Below are 16,226 nucleotides of genomic sequence, written 5' to 3'. Positions count from 1 at the left end.
GTCAGTGCACCAGAATGGCGGCCTGAGTGAACAGATGCACGCAGAGATCGCTTAACTGGACGATCATCCATTTTCCGCTAATGCCCAAAACTGCGAGGGTGACGATAAGCCTGGGCAAAAAGCTGAGCGTTTGTTCGTTAATCTGCGTAACGGCCTGAAAAATGCTGACCAGCATCCCCACCAGCAGGCTGGGAACGACCAACACGCAGACTAAAATGATCACGACTTTTATACCGCTGGCGACGATATCTGCGGCTACATCAATGGTTAACATATCCGATCTCCGTTAGCCCAGTCCCAGACCGCGAATACTGGAGGTCAGCGTACCGACGGTCAGCGCCCAGCCGTCAATAAGCACAAACAGCATCAGCTTAAAGGGGAGGGAAACGATCAGCGGGACAGCATCATCATCCCCATCGCCATCAGCACGCTGGCGACGATCAGGTCGATCACCAGGAACGGGATGTAAATCATGAAGCCTATCTGGAAGGCGGTTTTAAGTTCGCTCAGCACATACGCCGGGACGATAATGGAGAGATCCTGATCGGCTGCATTACCTTTCGCGTTGGCGATCGTCATGATCTGCGCAATCGCTTTTTTGTTGGTCTGCGCCAGCATAAAGCGCTTCAGGGGCGAGGCGGCGGTGCTCAGGGCGTCAGGGAGCGTGATTTGATCGTTTTCAAAAGGCACAACCGCGTGGTCGTAAATGTTGATCCAGACCGGACGCATCACCAGCATGGTTAACGACAGCGCAATGCCTATCAGTATGCGGTTGGGTGGCGTTTGCTGTAGCCCCAACGCCTGGCGCAGCAGGGAGAGAACAATAATAAAACGCGTAAAGCAGGTCATCATCAGTACCAGGGTTGGCAGAATGCCCACCAGGGTCATCAGGATCAGGACCTGGATTTTTACGCTGTATTCCTGGCTATTACCGTGTGAAATCACATTCAGCAACGGGATATCTCCCCCTTGCGCGCAGGCAAAGGGAGAAAGGATGAGTAATGAGATACCGAGTATGAGCGTGAGGATTGGTGCGCGTTTCATGGTGCCAGGTCGTTGATTTCATGCGTGTTGAATTCAAGGACGCGCAGGCCATATTTTTCATTGACCACCACCACTTCAGCCTTGCCCAGCAGGATGTTATTAACCTTAATATCCAGCGGTTCACCGGCAAGCTTGTCCATCTCAATGACGGTGTCGTCATCAATGTTCAGCAGATCGGACAGCATCACTTCCACGGATGACACTTCCAGCGTTAGCGTGACCGGAATACGTTTGAGTAATGACATCGACTCGGAAAAGCGGTCTTCTAAACGCGCCACCAACGTTTCTGTTGCCGACGGTGCCGTTGGCGTGGTTGTTTCGGGCGCTAACTCGAAACCTTGCTCTAAAATATCTTCTGGCTTACTCATAGGATTTCTCCGTCTTGCTCGTTAATTCGGATAAAAACAGTTTGTCTTTGGAAGGTGCGAATAAGCGGGGAAATTCTTCTCGGCTGACTCAGTCATTTCATTTCTTCATGTTTGAGCCGATTTTTTCTCCCGTAAATGCCTTGAATCAGCCTATTTAGACCGTTTCTTCGCCATTTAAGGCGTTATCCCCAGTTTTTAGTGAGATCTCTCCCACTGACGTATCATTTGGTCCGCCCGAAACAGGTTGGCCAGCGTGAATAACATCGCCAGTTGGTTATCGTTTTTCAGCAACCCCTTGTATCTGGCTTTCACGAAGCCGAACTGTCGCTTGATGATGCGAAATGGGTGCTCCACCTTGGCCCGGATGCTGGCTTTCATGTATTCGATGTTGATGGCCGTTTTGTTCTTGCGTGGATGCTGTTTCAAGGTTCTTACCTTGCCGGGGCGCTCGGCGATCAGCCAGTCCACATCCACCTCGGCCAGCTCCTCGCGCTGTGGCGCCCCTTGGTAGCCGGCATCGGCTGAGACAAATTGCTCCTCTCCATGCAGCAGATTACCCAGCTGATTGAGGTCATGCTCGTTGGCCGCGGTGGTGACCAGGCTGTGGGTCAGGCCACTCTTGGCATCGACACCAATGTGGGCCTTCATGCCAAAGTGCCACTGATTGCCTTTCTTGGTCTGATGCATCTCCGGATCGCGTTGCTGCTCTTTGTTCTTGGTCGAGCTGGGTGCCTCAATGATGGTGGCATCGACCAAGGTGCCTCGAGTCATCATGACGCCTGCTTCGGCCAGCCAGCGATTGATGGTCTTGAACAATTGGCGGGCCAGTTGATGCTGCTCCAGCAGGTGGCGGAAATTCATGATGGTGGTGCGGTCCGGCAAGGCGCTATCCAGGGATAACCGGGCAAACAGACGCATGGAGGCGATTTCGTACAGAGCATCTTCCATCGCGCCATCGCTCAGGTTGTACCAATGCTGCATGCAGTGAATGCGTAGCATGGTTTCCAGCGGATAAGGTCGCCGGCCATTACCAGCCTTGGGGTAAAACGGCTCGATGACTTCCACCATGTTTTGCCATGGCAGAATCTGCTCCATGCGGGACAAGAAAATCTCTTTTCTGGTCTGACGGCGCTTACTGCTGAATTCACTGTCGGCGAAGGTAAGTTGATGACTCATGATGAACCCTGTTCCATGGCTCCAGATGACAAACATGATCTCATATCAGGGACTTGTTCGCACCTTCCCCAGTACCTGGCAAAGACGATGATCTATAGCAGGGTAATTATTCATTGTCATATTGACATTCCCTTTGATAACGTTGAATTGAAGCTCAACTAAATAGTTTTTTCTGCAGACTGTGCAGTAACGTATTTGTCATTAGCGGTTGTGGCGCATTTATCAGGCTTTCGATCTCTTGAGCCGCCCGTTTCCCCGCCTGACCATCCATAAACGCATCGCAATAATGGTGGCGAATCTCCTCCAATGGCGCTTCCAGCGCAGCCCAGTCAAATGCGGATGACAGGGCGTGGCGCAACGTCTGTATATCCTGTGCCACCGGGAGAACATCGCGAATACGCTGATCGGCGCTGTCAGGAGTAGAGAAACTTTGTTGACCATCGAGCAGCAAGGGCATCTCTGGCCAGCTCAGTAAAATGACGCGTTTATTCATATGAATGGCGTCAAAAATAAAGCCGCTGCTGTCTGTCAGGACGTAATCCGCCTGCGCGATAAGCGCCAGCAGATGCTGTGGATCGTCAATTCGGTTTTTTAAATAGCGCTGCGCCAGCGCCAGAGAGGCGGCTTCTTCCGGTCTGTGCAGGGTGCCATGATGTAGTTTGGTGACGACATTGTATTCATGACTTAACCGGCTGAGCTGTTCCGCCCAGTGAGGGAGAGAGCTTAGCGCGCCATAGGTTGGCGCATACAGGATGGTCTGCTTTTTCGCATTCAGCTTCAGGCTTTTTGGCAGCGCAGTATCGTAAGTGTGATTATGCCACTCATCGAAACGGGGATTGCCCACCACTTTGGCGCTGCCACCGATATCAAGCGCGTGCTGGCTATAGTGGCTGTAACACAGGATGCGGTGATAAAAGGCGTTCCACCAGGCATGATTCCACTCTTCTTTCGCCAGGCCATACAGGGTGCGTACATGGGTATCCGCCAGCCCGTTCAGCAGTGGCGTGTAGTAAGGGCTGACCAGGCACCGGAAGCGCTGACGGTTCTCAATGACCGCTGAAAGACGCGTACCGCCGAGCGCAGGGTCGTTGATGGCTTTAATCGTCGCGGTCATCTCATCCAGAAACGATTTAGGTATTTTGTCACTGACCAGCAGCGAGCAGGTATGGCCCATCGCCTGAAGCGCGGTAATGATAGGGCGGTAGACCGCGTAGTGCAGCGAGGTTTCCATATAGAAGCCAATGGCATCTATCTGCGTGGATGCCGTAGGAAGCGGGTTGCTTACCAGCGTGCTGACGGTGGCGGGTTTCTTATTGATTTTGTTGAAGTAGTAACCGATGTTATCGGTTTCTTTTTTCTCAATATCGCTGTATCCCGCGCGCTGATAGCAGATGCTCGGATAGCAGGAGAGCCATTTCCCTTCACGCAGCAGCGGCTGCCATTGCCCTTCGAGCGTATCTGAGAGGTCATGCTCCATCTGCTGAGCCAGCACCGGGTAATAGCTGCTGTTGACCAGATAGGCGCAAACCTTATTGCAGTCACGGGCATGGATCATGCCATTGAGGCTTTTGAGTTCGCGGCCTTGTTTAATTTCTCCGCCGAGGATAACCACTTCCCACGGAAAACCAGGCAGCGCATTCAGAAGTGAGTTGAGTACCCGGATATGCTTTTCCTGCTTCAGGATCACGCTATCGTCTTCAAGTAGCAGGTAGTTTTTCCAGCCGTTACGCTGTGCCAGTTGCAGCGCCTGCAGATGGGACTGGCGGCGACCAGCCTGGCCGTTAGTGGCAACGGACGCCGCAAGGCGGGTGATCTTTTGCGCCGGGAAATTGAGAAACGCCAGCTCTTGCTGGATGTGGGCTAAACGATCCGGGCGTGAGTCCAGATTCACGATCACCACCTGATCGATGTAATCCCACTGGATCGGCTGATGATGGGTGGCGTTATGCAGGCTTTGATACCAGTTTTTCAGCATCGGGTCTGTAATCGCCTGTGCCAGCGAGGTTTCCAGCGGCTCGCTGCTGCCCAGCACAAAGTCTTTATCGAACGTATTTTGACTGTGCGAGATACAAATAATGGTGCGCTCGCCCGGCAATTGCAGCGGGTTTGCGGTGAATTGATTAGTGAATCCTTCCTCTTCGCCTAAGTTACATTCATCATCGTAACGGTGCTTTTTTAAATAATTGCGGTGGTAGCAAAAGGTGCCGTTGAGAATGTTCTGCGGGCCAAAGCTGCGGCTTTTGAACACGCGGTTGATATGGCTATACCAGATGGGGATCTGATCGGAACCTGAAATCAACGCCCGGTGGCGCTGCATCATGTCGATAGTGTAGGAGATCTTATCCGCCGGATAATAATCATCGTCATCCATACAGAGAATATATTCGCCTAACGCCAGCGCATTGAGCATGTTGCGCTTTTTTCCCAGCGTCAGTTTTTCCGCATGGTAGATATAACGAATATTGAATTTCTCCGGGTGATTCTGCGTCAGCCTGTCAATGATTGACTGATGGCTTTGTGGGGAATCATCCAGGATCACCAGCTCCCGGCGGTCGGCAGGGTAGTCCTGATAGCGGAACATATACAGCAAATAGGGTAAGAAAGCGCCGCGGTTCCACGTGGGAGTAATGACGCTGACAAACGGTTTTTCGCGACCAGTGTCGAGCGTTTTAACGATGCCGGTCAGGGCGGAACGTGCTTTGGAGGATTCAGACATGGTGATGTGTATTCGCGATTCGAAAAAGGACCGGGTATGTACCCGGCCAACAGGCGCTAACGTGTAATCAGGGAGAACGCCGAGAGCAGAGGGTCTCCCGACAACATATCCAGAATATGCTGACGCAACGAGCGGGCATTCTCGCTGTTGCGCCACGCTTCAAACAGCGCGAAAAGGGCGTAGATTTCGTCATGGCTCAGCGTGGAATCATCCATTGTCCACAGGCAAAATAGGGTGCGAAGCATAAAGATGTCAGCCACCAGCCAGAAGAAGCGCTGCAGCGCGCTTTCACTCTCGTGCTGCGGGAAGGTATCGTGATACAGGCGATAAATCAGATAGTTACTGAATATCCATGCGTCATGGGCAAAGTAGCGCTCATAGGTCTTTAACCACTGATCCTGCAACTGCTGCTGAAGCATAGCCTCACTGTTTGCATCCTGGAGCATCAGCAGACTTACCTGCAGAGGTAAGGTCAGCTTGCGCGTGCTTTCCGGCAACAGATCCCAATTGAACTCACAACTGCCCATTTGGGTGATCAGCTCCCGCTGCAGCTGGGGCAGGCTGGGCAGTTGCACGAACTGCTCCTGCAGTTTTCCGCTTTGCGCGTGGGCGGCCAGAACCTGCGGCAGCGAGGCCAGTTTCTCAAGCATAGGATCGCTGTCGCCAGGGCATTTCTCGGAAAAAGAGAGCATGATGCCCAGCGCATACAAGCGCAGTTCCGGTGACAAACCGGGGAGCGTGATGGTATGCAGAGCAGATTGATTAAGTACCTGATCGCGTGGAGATAACGCCGGGCTGTCCGCATCGGCTGCACATTGCGAGGTATGCAGCACAAAGGCGTTGGGATCGCCTAATGCAGCCTGACAGCTGGCCGGATCGGTTAATACCAGACTCTGACGTACTTCCGTTTTCCAGCGCATTTCGGCCAGTAAAGCGGAATCCGGATGGTGGGATAAAAACAACCGGACAAAGTCAGGTTCATAACAATCAACCATACTCATAATGTGTTCTCAGCAATCCCTAAATTCAAAATCTGGCTACATCATTGCAATATCCATGCCTGAATTTTTATTGTATTTATATCAATTAGTTAGGGTGTGCGCGGAAAGTCGTTTTCCGCGTCAGGGAAGGAAGGTTTAGCGCTGGTAAATAAAATCCGGCTCGGTGCCTAAAAAAGTCTGAATAAATTCATACTGGCGGATCAGCAACTCGCCGTTTTTTTCGTTGTACGCCTTGCAGCGTTTCGCTTTTTGCTCAAGGCTCTGCCACCAACCCTCTGCGGCACTTTTTTGTAAGCCCGGCAACCAGCTAAATACCTGTTCCATCCCTGCACGATCGACGCTTACGCCCAGCAATTGCAGGATTGAGCGGCGCTGCTGGCTACTGTTATTCAACTGCTCATAGTGCTGTTGAATCGTCTCATTGACCGCCAACAGCTCTTCACTGGCGCGACGGATCATGCACAGACGTTGTTGTTCTAACTGATGTCTGAGCGCGTCATATCGCGTCCCGTCCTCCCGGATACCCTGAAGCAGCGTTTTCACCTGCTGTAGCCTGGTACTCACAATTTTGGCCTCTTATTTCTGGAAAAAGCTGAGCATGTCACCAGCCAGTTGCTGGGTATCAACCTGCATGTCGCCTGCGGCCAGCATGGCCTGCATTTGCGCCACTTTGTCGTAATCAACGTCGCTTTGCGGATCGCTGTTCAGCGTTTGCTGCGCCGTTTGCAATCCCGCCTGAGTAATATCGTCGGCGGAAAGCGTCGCGGCGCTGGAGGTAGTGGTCTGCGTGCTGCTCTTGTCTGAACGCGTCTGCCCGGTTGTAGATGCAGGGCGATCGCCTGGCAGAGTCGGGGTAATTTTCATAGCAACCTCGTACATATTTCGTTGGGTTGGTTATCTGTTATTGGCTAAAAGCGACGGTAAGAGAGGAAAACTTTAATCCCATCACAAAAAATCCCTTCACTGCTCGGCCGTCAGTGTGGTGACCACGCCGATATCGTCCACCATCCCGCTAATGATCCGCTGGCTGCTGCTGTTGCGAATTTTTATCACATCCCCTTTGCGCCCGTTCTTCAACGCCACGCCCGGCATCGAGGCGGTAATTCCGGCCGTATGGGAGACGATCATCACCGGTTGCTCGCGTTTGACCAGCACCGGTTGAACCAGTTCGCTCCGGGTAATCGGTTTGCCCGGTTGCAGGGCGCGCTTACTGGTGAGACCAATCGCCTCATCCATATTTGTCATTAATCCTTCCCGCTGGTTGCTGATATTGAATTTTTTAAGCTGCAGGTCGTTGGCCGTAATTACCGTATCTCGGGCAATCAACGACTTTGGCATCACTACCGGCACCGACACGTCGGGGCGTACCGCAACGTTAAATTGCCAGCCCGCGCTGCCCGGACAACTCACCACAAAGTTCATTCGCGTCAGGGCCATTCTTGGGGATGTGCTGGAAGTGATCTGGGGCGCTGTTGCGCATAGCGCGCTGGTGCTCACCGTTGAGGGAATATAGACGTTGAACGTGTAGCGATAGTCCTGCCACTGCTGTTTTTTCGCCAGCGCGTCAATTTCATGACCGGCGGCAGTTATGACCCGCGCGTTGATCTGTTCCCGGGCGCTGTGCTGAATGGGATGGACGGCGGCATGTGCGGGCAAGACACAGCATAACGCCAGCATTATTTCCGCGGCAAAGGGGAAAGAAGGCTTCCTTATGTCGAAGGGGAATTTCATAAAGTCATTTCTCATCAATCACTTAAAAGTTGGCATACATATTGCTAATAACAGCGATATCTACGCAGGAGTGATGTAAGAAATGGGAATCAGTTTTCAGCAGGCATTGGGTGTACATCCGCAGGCAGTGAAGTTACGTCTTGAGAGGACCGAGCTACTGACTGCGAATCTGGCAAACGTCGATACACCAAATTTCAAAGCTAAAGATATTGATTTTGCCGCTGAGATGCAACGGGCAAGTCGCACAAATGTGCTGCCCGAGGCTGACGTGAAATACCGTGTGCCGATGCAGCCCTCAGAGGATGGCAATACCGTAGAGCTGAATACCGAGCAGGCCCGGTTTTCACAAAATAGTATGGATTATCAAAGCAGTCTGACCTTTTTGAACCTGCAACTTAGCGGTATCAAAGAGGCCATCGAAGGGAAATAACCATGTCGTTTACTGATATTTACCAGATTTCCGGCTCGGCGATGACGGCGCAAACCATCCGTCTGAATACCGTCGCCAGCAACATGGCGAATGCGGAATCTCCCGCCAGCAGCGAGGCGCAGGCCTATAAGGCGCGCAGCCCGGTTTTTGCCGCGGTTTACCACAATAGCCTGATGGGTGGGCATAACCGCCATGCCATTGATGGTGCCAGCGTACAGGTACAGGACGTCATGCAAAGCGGCGGGGCGGTGAAGCGTTATGAGCCACACCATCCGATGGCGGACCAGAACGGTTTCGTCTGGTATCCGGATGTCAATGTGGTCGAGCAAATGGCCGACATGATGTCCGCCTCACGTGATTTTGAAACCGACGTTGATGTGCTGAATAACGTCAAAAGTATGCAGCAAAGCTTACTCAAACTGGGAGAAGTGTAATGAATACCCTGACTCTGTATGCCCAATCTCAGGCGCAGGCTCCTTCTTCGGAGAATACGGCGGTGGCTGAAAATAACGTCGGCGCTACGGCGCAAAGCAGCAATCTGGGAGACAGCAGTTCTTCCTCAACGTCGTCAACAACGAATACCAGCGGGACAAGCGGTACTCCAACCACGACAACGTCCACCGAAACGTCCGCGGTTGATACGTTTTTGACGCTGTTCGTGGCTGAAATTGAAAACCAGGACCCGACCGATCCAACCGATCCTACGGCCTATATCGATCAGCTCGCCTCCATGGCGCAGGTTGCCATGATGGAAGAGATGAGCGTTGAGGCAAACACTAACGCCGTACTGATGAGCAACATTCAGGTGATGGCGCTGGGGAATATGGTCGGCGACGACATCATGGTGCAAACCACCTCGCTGGATATCGAAGACAACAGCAAAGAAATCCAGGGACGCGTGACGCTGGATGACAGTTGTACCGATGTGGATCTGCACTTTACCGATGAAGCCGGTGATGACTACACCGTGTCGCTGATCCCGCAAGGTGAAACCTCCGTCGGGCCCGGCCAGGTGGATTTCGACATCAATCCTGCGGATTACGGCATCCCGCCGGGCGATTACAGCGTATCCGTGGTGACCAATACCGGAGAAGAGGAAGTGCCGATTGAGGTGACCGGAACGGTGGAAGATGTGCGTATTCCGCTCGATGGCAGCACGCCGGTGCTCAACGTTGACGGCGTTGGCGAAGTGCCTTTCACCATGATCACCCAGTTTGGCGTACCGGACAGCACTGATGACATCACGCCGCCGGATACTGACGACGGCGGCGATAACGCCGACAGCAACACCGTGATCTGATCTCGTTTACATTACAGGAAGAAACAATGAGTTATGAAATTGCAGCGACGGGACTGAACGCCGTCAACGAACAGCTTGATGGCATCAGTAACAACATCGCAAACTCCGGTACGGTTGGGTATAAATCGATGACCACCCAGTTTTCCGCCATGTATGCCGGAACGCAGGCGATGGGCGTGAGCGTGGCGGGTTCGGCACAAAGCATCTCCACCGGCGGCTCTATGGTTTCAACCGGCAATGCGCTGGATCTGGCGATCAACGACGATGGTTTTTTTGTGATGTGCGACAGCGCCGGGAACATCTCCTATACCCGCGCGGGTTCCTTCGTGACGGACAAAAACGGCTATATCGTCAATGCGTCCGGCGATTACCTGCAGGGCTATCCGGTTGATGACAGCGGCACGCTGCAAACCGGTACCGTTACCGATATCCAGATTAAAACCGGCAACATCCCGGCGCAGGCCACGGACAGCATGACCTTCACGGCAAACTTTGACGCCAGTGATGAAACAATCGATCGCGCAACCGTGCCGTTTGATGCCAACAACAGCGATACCTACACCGACAGCTACACCACCACCGTGTATGACTCGCTGGGTAATGAGCACTCGGTTAGCCAGTACTTTACTAAAACGGCGGATAACACCTGGGAAGTGCAATACACCTTTGATGGTGAAGCGCAGAGCGGTGTACCGCCGACTACCCTGACCTTCGACCCAAATACCGGCAAGCTGACGGCTCCAACCACACCGCAAACCATCACCTTCACCACCGATGAAGCCGCACCGATTTCAATGACGATTGACTACTCCGATTGTACTCAGTACGGCTCTGATTTCTCGGTCACCACCAACGCCGCCACCGGTTATGCCTCTGCGACACAAAACGGCGTGCAGGTGGATGATGACGGTAAAGTGTACGCCACCTACAGCAACGGTGAGCGCATGCTGCAGGGCCAGGTTGTACTCGCCACCTTCCCGGATGAGAACGGACTGGAAGCAGTGAGCGGTACTGCCTGGGTACAGACGGGCGAATCCGGTACGCCGCTGATAGGTACGCCTGGCTCCGGCTCCTGCGGCACGCTCTCCTCCGGCATGCTCGAAAGCTCCAACGTGGATATCACCAACGAACTGGTCAATCTCATGACCGCCCAGCGTAACTACCAGGCGAACACCAAGGTGATTTCCACCAGTACGCAGCTGGATCAGGCTCTCTTCCAGGCGATGTAAGGCTAAGAAATGGATCGGTTGATTTATACCGCGCTGAGCGGCGCCACCCAGACGTTACAAGAGCAGCAAATTAGCGCCAACAACCTCGCCAACGTCAACACCAATGGTTTTCGCGCGGATATGGCGATGGCGAGTAATGACAAAGTGAAGGGCGGTGGTTTTGATACGCGTTTTATGGCGAAGGAAAGTCCCAGCGGCGTCAATGACAGTACCGGCGTGGCGGAAAAAACCGAGCGCCCGCTGGACGTCGCCATTCAGGGGACGGGCTATATCGCCGTGCAGGACAAAGCCGGAAACGAGGTCTATACCCGCAACGGCAATATTCAGCAAGACGATCAGGGTCAGCTGACCATCGACGGTAACGTGGTGCTCGGAGATAACGGCCCGATTATTTTGCCGCCAAACGCGATTGCCTCTTTCGGCAGCGACGGCACGCTCTCGGTTACGCCTGACGACGGTGATGTTACCGCCACGATGGATATCGATCGGCTGAAGCTGGTGGATATCCCGGTCGCTAATCTGGCGAAAAACAGCGAGGGAATGCTGGTGACGGCGGATGGCGTACCGGCCCAGCGCGATGAAAACATCAAAGTAAGCGGCGGCTTTCTGGAAGGCAGTAACGTGTCTGCGGTGAGCGAAATGATGTCGTCCATTGCGATGAACCGTCAGTTTGAAGCGCAAATCAAAATGATGAAAACCGCTGAAGATCTCAGCGACTCCGGCAACAGGCTGCTACGCGGCTCCTGAGTCGTAGCCTTTAATCAGGGATAAAGTTTTATGAACGCAGCGTTATGGATCAGTAAAACCGGCCTGTCGGCGCAGGATGCTGAGATGAGTGCGATTGCCAACAACATCGCCAACGTCAACACCACGGGCTTTAAGCGTGACCGCGTGATGTTCCAGGATCTGTTTTATCAGACTCAGGAAGCGCCGGGCGCCATGCTCGATCAAAACAACATCATGCCGACCGGAATGCAGTTCGGTAGCGGTGTGCGCATCGTTGGAACCCAAAAAACCTTCACCGAAGGGAATGTGGAAACCACCGATAATGCGATGAACGTGGCCATCATGGGGCAGGGGTTCTGGCAGGTGCAAAAGGCCAACGGGGATATTGCGTATACCCGTGACGGCAATATGCAGATTAACGCCGACGGCGTGCTAACCAACGCCCAGGGCTTGCCGCTGCAACCGGAAATTGATGTTCCCGCTGGCGCGACCAACGTGGCATTTGGCGAAGATGGCACCGTGACGGCGATCCTGCCCGGCGACAGCGATCCGACCGAACTGGGGCAACTAACGCTGGTGAACTTCGCCAACCCGGCGGGCCTTTCAGCCGAAGGCGACAACCTGTATCTGGAAACGGCAGCCAGCGGTCAACCGACGGAAGGTATTCCGGGGGAAGATGGTCTGGGCACCTTGCAGGACAGCGCGCTGGAAGGCTCGAATGTGGATATTGTCAACGAAATGGTGGCGATGATTAACGTGCAGCGCGCCTATGAGATGAACGCCAAAATGGTCTCTGCGGCAGACGATATGCTGCAGTTTATTAGTCAGACGCTGTAATTCAAGAATGTGAAATGCCGGATAGCGGCTTCGCCTTATCCGGCAAATTTAAAGTAAACAGGCAGAACGTGAAAAATTATCTCTGGCTGGTGGTACTGCTGCCCCTGTTAAGCGGGTGCGAATCGCAGGCCCTCCTGGTCAAAAAAAATGACGAATTCTTTGCTCCTCCCAAAACCGAGTTGCCGCCAACGGCGGATGGTCGCGCGGGAGGGGTGTTCGAAACGGGTTACAAGTGGTCGCTGACGGCAGACCGCCGCGCCTATCGGGTGGGCGACATCCTGACCGTGATGCTGGAAGAATCCACCCAGTCGAGCAAACAGGCGAAAACCAATTTCGGCAAGAACAATACCGTTGATATCGGTGCACCGACTCTTTTTGGGCATACCAAAGATAATCTTTCCGCTTCCGTGGACGCCAATCGCGACTTCAACGGGACGGCGACCTCGCAGCAGCAAAACAGTTTGCGTGGCGAAATTACGGTGTCGGTGCACTCGGTACAGTCGAACGGCATTCTGGAAATTCGCGGTGAAAAATGGCTCACCCTCAACCAGGGGGATGAGTACATTCGCCTGAGTGGTCTGGTGCGCGCCGATGATATTCAAAACGACAACTCCGTTTCATCGCAGCGCATTGCCGATGCGCGTATCTCCTATGCGGGCCGTGGCGCATTGAGCGATGCCAATGCGGCGGGCTGGCTGACGCGTCTGTTTAACCATCCTCTCTTCCCGATCTAATGCAGGATTTTAATATGCAACACATAAGCGGGCGCTGGATGAAGGCGTTAAACGGCATCGTTATCGCCCTGAGCCTGGTGCTGCCCGGCACTACGCAGGCGCAATCTCTGGAGTCGCTGGTCAACGTCCAGGGGATCAGGGAAAACCAACTTGTTGGCTACAGCCTGGTGGTGGGGCTGGACGGAACCGGGGATAAAAACCAGGTCAAATTCACGAACCAAACTATTACCAACATGCTGCGCCAGTTCGGGGTACAACTGCCGGGTAAAATCGATCCGAAGGTGAAAAACGTCGCGGCGGTAGCGGTCAGCGCGATGCTGCCGCCAATGTACTCGCGTGGGCAGACCATTGATGTCACGGTCTCGTCGATTGGCGATGCCAAAAGCCTGCGCGGCGGTACGTTATTGCTCACCCAGCTACACGGCGCAGATGGGGAGGTTTATGCCCTTGCACAAGGGAGCGTGGTGGTGGGTGGGATGAACGCGACCGGGGCTAGCGGCTCCAGCGTGACCGTGAATACCCCCACAGCCGGACTGATACCGAATGGCGCGTCGGTCGAACGTGAAATTCCCAGCGATTTCCAGATGGGTGACACCATTACGCTTAATCTGAAACGTCCCTCCTTTAAAGATGCCAATAACATTGCGGCGGCGATCAACGCTTCGTTTGGCGGCATTGCTACGGCACAAAGCTCGACCAACGTCAGCGTCCGCGCGCCAACCAGCCCAGGGGCGCGCGTTGCCTTTATGTCTCAGTTAGATGACGTCCAGGTTCAGGCAGAAAAAGTACGCGCCCGCGTGGTGTTTAACTCGCGTACCGGTACGGTGGTGATGGGGGATGGCATTGCCCTGCACGCGGCGGCGGTATCGCATGGCAGCCTGACGGTTTCCATCAATGAAAGCAGCAACGTCAGCCAGCCGAATGCCTTTGCCGGTGGTCGTACGGCGGTGACGCCGCAGAGCAATATTTCGGTGAATCACGCCCGACCGGGGATGATTACGCTGCCTGAATCCAGCAGCCTGAAAACGCTGGTTAATGCGCTCAACAGTCTCGGGGCCACGCCGGACGACATTATGTCCATTTTACAGGCCCTGCATGAAGCCGGGGCACTGGATGCCGATCTGGAGGTCATTTAATGGCTGACATCAAAGTGAATCATAGCGGGGGCATTGACGGTAGCGATGCGTTAATGGGCCCGAAAATTAAAGATAACGATTTGCAGAAAGCCGCCCAGCAGTTTGAAGCCATTTTCTTACGCAACATGCTGAAAGAGATGCGTAAAACCAATGAGATCTTCGACTCCAAAGATAACCCGTTTAACAGCGACTCGGTGCGCATGATGCAGGGATTTTACGACGATCAGTTATGTAACAGCCTGGCCCAGCAGCACGGTATTGGGATTGCGGCGATGATCGTTAAACAGCTCTCCCCGCATCACAAAGGATAAAGGTTGCGCGGCGGCTTAAGAACTGAGGTTTTTTCGCCGCTTTTAATCGGCAAGGTTGTTAACGACAGACCGGGGAACTGACCGGCGAGGACTCTTTGATGGACATGATTAACATTGGCTACAGCGGCGCATCTACTGCGCAGGTGGAGCTTAACGTAACGGCGCAAAACACGGCGAACGCCATGACCGACGGTTATACCCGGCAGGTGGCCGTCACCAGTACTATTGGCGCCAGCTCAGGCTCGGCGAACAGTGCGGGTAACGGTGTGCAGGTGGACAGTATTCGCCGGGTATCCAACCAGTATCAGGTGAACCAGGTCTGGTATGCCGCCAGCGATTACGGCTATTACAACACCCAGCAGACGTATTTAACTCAGCTGGAAACCGTGCTCAGCGATGATAACAGCAGCCTGAGCGGCGGCTTTGACAACTTTTTTGCCGCTCTAAACGCAGCTACCACCAGCCCGGATGACTCTGCTCTGCGTGAGCAGGTGATCAGCGAGTCTGGCGCGCTGGCGCTGCGCGTGGATAACACCCTCGATTATATCGATTCGCAAAGCAGTGAAATCGTTAGTCAGGAGCAGGCGATGGTGGCGCAGGTGAATACGCTTACCAGCGGTATTGCCAGCTACAACCAGCAGATCACTGAAGCCGAAGCCAACGGGGATAACGCGTCTGCGCTCTACGATGCCCGCGACCAGATGGTGGAAGAACTGAGCGGCATTATGGATGTTCAGGTCAATATTGATGATGAAGGTAACTACAACGTCACGCTGCAAAACGGTCAGCCGTTGGTGAGCGGGCAAGAGAGTTCCACCCTCGAACTGGAAACCAACGCCGACGGCACGCAGAGCATGTCGCTGACGTTCGCCGGAACCACGTCATCCATGAACACTGATACCGGCGGCTCGCTGGGCGCGCTGTTTGATTATCAGAATGAGGTACTGACGCCACTGACGGGGACGATTAACAGTATGGCAGAGCAGTTTGCCGATGCGGTTAACACCCAACTGGCGCAGGGCTACGACCTGAACGGAAATCCCGGCGAGCCGCTGTTTATTTATGACGAAAACTCCTCGGATGGCCCGCTGGAAGTGAACCCCGATATCACCGCCGATGAGCTGGCGTTTTCCAGTTCGCCGGATGAAAGCGGCAACAGCGATAACCTGCAGGCGCTGATCAACCTCTCAACCGAACCGTTAGATATCGAGGGGCTTGGTAGCGTAACCGTGGGCGAAGCCTGTTCATCAATCATCAGTAACATCGGTATTTACAGCCAGCAAAACCAGACGGAAGCGCAAGCGGCAGCGAACGTGTACTCCGAAGCACAGAACCAGCAGAGCAGCGTCAGCGGCGTCAGCATGGATGAAGAAGCGGTGAACCTCATTACCTACCAGCAAATTTACGAGGCCAACCTCAAAGTTATCTCAACGGGCGCAGATATTTTCGACTCTGTGCTGGAAATGTGTAGTTAATCTGGAGGGCTA

18 protein-coding genes and 1 pseudogene are annotated in these 16,226 nt (G+C 53.8%); 10 read left to right on the top strand and 9 right to left on the bottom strand.

Translation table 11 applies throughout. The features are described 5' to 3' along the window. Position 1: 1 nt before the first annotated feature. The 9 genes and pseudogenes from HV037_RS19120 to flgA form a co-directional block, all read right to left on the bottom strand. Entirely contained in the window at positions 2-274 is a 273-nt protein-coding gene (locus HV037_RS19120) for a flagellar biosynthetic protein FliQ (protein ID WP_016151822.1), read from the bottom strand. A 12-nt stretch (positions 275-286) separates the two neighbouring features. After that, positions 287-1,044, bottom strand: a pseudogene (gene fliP, locus HV037_RS19115) (flagellar type III secretion system pore protein FliP). Beyond that, positions 1,041-1,412: a FliM/FliN family flagellar motor switch protein gene (locus HV037_RS19110; RefSeq protein WP_016151824.1), complete on the bottom strand. Its 372-nt coding sequence runs from the start codon at positions 1,410-1,412 to the stop codon at positions 1,041-1,043. The pseudogene fliP and the gene HV037_RS19110 overlap by 4 nt, the downstream one beginning before the upstream one ends. Before the next feature lie 195 nt (positions 1,413-1,607). Beyond that, the gene (locus tag HV037_RS19105) at positions 1,608-2,588 is read right to left on the bottom strand and encodes an IS5-like element IS5 family transposase (protein WP_220131381.1); all 981 of its coding nucleotides are present in this window, start codon (positions 2,586-2,588) and stop codon (positions 1,608-1,610) included. A gap of 154 nt (positions 2,589-2,742) precedes the next feature. Then, positions 2,743-5,304, bottom strand: a complete 2,562-nt coding sequence (locus HV037_RS19100; RefSeq protein WP_103283500.1) for a glycosyltransferase — start codon at positions 5,302-5,304, stop codon at positions 2,743-2,745. 56 nt (positions 5,305-5,360) lie between these two features. Continuing rightward, a complete protein-coding gene (locus HV037_RS19095) occupies positions 5,361-6,305 on the bottom strand; it encodes a lysine-N-methylase (RefSeq protein WP_103283501.1) in 945 nt (314 codons plus the stop codon). A gap of 135 nt (positions 6,306-6,440) precedes the next feature. Continuing rightward, positions 6,441-6,869 (bottom strand): flagellar protein FlgN, encoded by a 429-nt coding sequence (locus HV037_RS19090; RefSeq protein WP_046275405.1) that lies wholly within the window; start codon positions 6,867-6,869, stop codon positions 6,441-6,443. Between the two features lie 12 nt (positions 6,870-6,881). Continuing rightward, on the bottom strand, positions 6,882-7,169 hold the full coding sequence (flgM, locus tag HV037_RS19085) for a flagellar biosynthesis anti-sigma factor FlgM (RefSeq protein WP_016151838.1): 288 nt from the start codon (positions 7,167-7,169) through the stop codon (positions 6,882-6,884). A 96-nt stretch (positions 7,170-7,265) separates the two neighbouring features. After that, the gene (flgA, locus tag HV037_RS19080; protein ID WP_103283502.1) at positions 7,266-8,036 is read right to left on the bottom strand and encodes a flagellar basal body P-ring formation chaperone FlgA; all 771 of its coding nucleotides are present in this window, start codon (positions 8,034-8,036) and stop codon (positions 7,266-7,268) included. 82 nt (positions 8,037-8,118) lie between these two features. On the opposite strand from flgA, the gene flgB reads away from it, so the two are divergent. From flgB to flgK, 10 genes are all read left to right on the top strand, one after another. Then, positions 8,119-8,466, top strand: coding sequence for a flagellar basal body rod protein FlgB (gene flgB / locus HV037_RS19075; RefSeq protein ID WP_016151840.1), 348 nt, complete (start codon positions 8,119-8,121; stop codon positions 8,464-8,466). 2 nt (positions 8,467-8,468) lie between these two features. Next, positions 8,469-8,900, top strand: coding sequence for a flagellar basal body rod protein FlgC (flgC, locus tag HV037_RS19070; protein ID WP_016151841.1), 432 nt, complete (start codon positions 8,469-8,471; stop codon positions 8,898-8,900). Then, the gene (locus HV037_RS19065) at positions 8,900-9,766 is read left to right on the top strand and encodes a flagellar hook capping FlgD N-terminal domain-containing protein (protein ID WP_046275407.1); all 867 of its coding nucleotides are present in this window, start codon (positions 8,900-8,902) and stop codon (positions 9,764-9,766) included. Before flgC ends, HV037_RS19065 begins: the two co-directional genes overlap by 1 nt. Before the next feature lie 26 nt (positions 9,767-9,792). Next, on the top strand, positions 9,793-10,995 hold the full coding sequence (gene flgE, locus HV037_RS19060; RefSeq protein WP_046275408.1) for a flagellar hook protein FlgE: 1,203 nt from the start codon (positions 9,793-9,795) through the stop codon (positions 10,993-10,995). A 9-nt stretch (positions 10,996-11,004) separates the two neighbouring features. Then, a complete protein-coding gene (locus tag HV037_RS19055) occupies positions 11,005-11,742 on the top strand; it encodes a flagellar basal body rod protein FlgF (protein WP_016151844.1) in 738 nt (245 codons plus the stop codon). Between the two features lie 30 nt (positions 11,743-11,772). Beyond that, complete coding sequence (flgG, locus tag HV037_RS19050) at positions 11,773-12,558, top strand: flagellar basal-body rod protein FlgG (RefSeq protein WP_019076088.1); 786 nt, start codon at positions 11,773-11,775, stop codon at positions 12,556-12,558. Between the two features lie 68 nt (positions 12,559-12,626). After that, positions 12,627-13,292, top strand: coding sequence for a flagellar basal body L-ring protein FlgH (flgH, locus tag HV037_RS19045; RefSeq protein ID WP_029139421.1), 666 nt, complete (start codon positions 12,627-12,629; stop codon positions 13,290-13,292). Between the two features lie 14 nt (positions 13,293-13,306). Beyond that, positions 13,307-14,428 (top strand): flagellar basal body P-ring protein FlgI, encoded by a 1,122-nt coding sequence (locus HV037_RS19040; RefSeq protein ID WP_016151847.1) that lies wholly within the window; start codon positions 13,307-13,309, stop codon positions 14,426-14,428. A gap of 8 nt (positions 14,429-14,436) precedes the next feature. Beyond that, positions 14,437-14,739 (top strand): rod-binding protein, encoded by a 303-nt coding sequence (locus HV037_RS19035; RefSeq protein ID WP_029139422.1) that lies wholly within the window; start codon positions 14,437-14,439, stop codon positions 14,737-14,739. 98 nt (positions 14,740-14,837) lie between these two features. Further along, positions 14,838-16,214, top strand: coding sequence for a flagellar hook-associated protein FlgK (gene flgK / locus HV037_RS19030; protein ID WP_047357628.1), 1,377 nt, complete (start codon positions 14,838-14,840; stop codon positions 16,212-16,214). Positions 16,215-16,226: the final 12 nt, after the last annotated feature.

This window comes from Citrobacter sp. RHBSTW-00017 (genome assembly GCF_013797615.1).
GTDB classification, from domain to species: Bacteria; Pseudomonadota; Gammaproteobacteria; order Enterobacterales; family Enterobacteriaceae; genus Citrobacter; species Citrobacter braakii.
The sequence above is the reverse complement of the archived record's forward strand: the minus strand, read 5'-3'. Positions and strand labels throughout refer to the sequence as shown.

What these genes read in the sequence shown, in the direction of transcription:
- HV037_RS19120 (WP_016151822.1), bottom strand. Translation starts at nt 274, where the DNA reads ATGTTAACCATTGATGTAGCCGCAGATATCGTCGCCAGCGGTATAAAA.
- HV037_RS19110 (WP_016151824.1), bottom strand. Translation starts at nt 1,412, where the DNA reads ATGAGTAAGCCAGAAGATATTTTAGAGCAAGGTTTCGAGTTAGCGCCC.
- HV037_RS19105 (WP_220131381.1), bottom strand. Translation starts at nt 2,588, where the DNA reads ATGAGTCATCAACTTACCTTCGCCGACAGTGAATTCAGCAGTAAGCGC.
- HV037_RS19100 (WP_103283500.1), bottom strand. Translation starts at nt 5,304, where the DNA reads ATGTCTGAATCCTCCAAAGCACGTTCCGCCCTGACCGGCATCGTTAAA.
- HV037_RS19095 (WP_103283501.1), bottom strand. Translation starts at nt 6,305, where the DNA reads ATGAGTATGGTTGATTGTTATGAACCTGACTTTGTCCGGTTGTTTTTA.
- flgM (WP_016151838.1), bottom strand. Translation starts at nt 7,169, where the DNA reads ATGAAAATTACCCCGACTCTGCCAGGCGATCGCCCTGCATCTACAACC.
- flgA (WP_103283502.1), bottom strand. Translation starts at nt 8,036, where the DNA reads ATGAAATTCCCCTTCGACATAAGGAAGCCTTCTTTCCCCTTTGCCGCG.
- flgB (WP_016151840.1), top strand. Translation starts at nt 8,119, where the DNA reads ATGGGAATCAGTTTTCAGCAGGCATTGGGTGTACATCCGCAGGCAGTG.
- flgC (WP_016151841.1), top strand. Translation starts at nt 8,469, where the DNA reads ATGTCGTTTACTGATATTTACCAGATTTCCGGCTCGGCGATGACGGCG.
- HV037_RS19065 (WP_046275407.1), top strand. Translation starts at nt 8,900, where the DNA reads ATGAATACCCTGACTCTGTATGCCCAATCTCAGGCGCAGGCTCCTTCT.
- flgE (WP_046275408.1), top strand. Translation starts at nt 9,793, where the DNA reads ATGAGTTATGAAATTGCAGCGACGGGACTGAACGCCGTCAACGAACAG.
- HV037_RS19055 (WP_016151844.1), top strand. Translation starts at nt 11,005, where the DNA reads ATGGATCGGTTGATTTATACCGCGCTGAGCGGCGCCACCCAGACGTTA.
- flgG (WP_019076088.1), top strand. Translation starts at nt 11,773, where the DNA reads ATGAACGCAGCGTTATGGATCAGTAAAACCGGCCTGTCGGCGCAGGAT.
- HV037_RS19040 (WP_016151847.1), top strand. Translation starts at nt 13,307, where the DNA reads ATGCAACACATAAGCGGGCGCTGGATGAAGGCGTTAAACGGCATCGTT.
- flgK (WP_047357628.1), top strand. Translation starts at nt 14,838, where the DNA reads ATGGACATGATTAACATTGGCTACAGCGGCGCATCTACTGCGCAGGTG.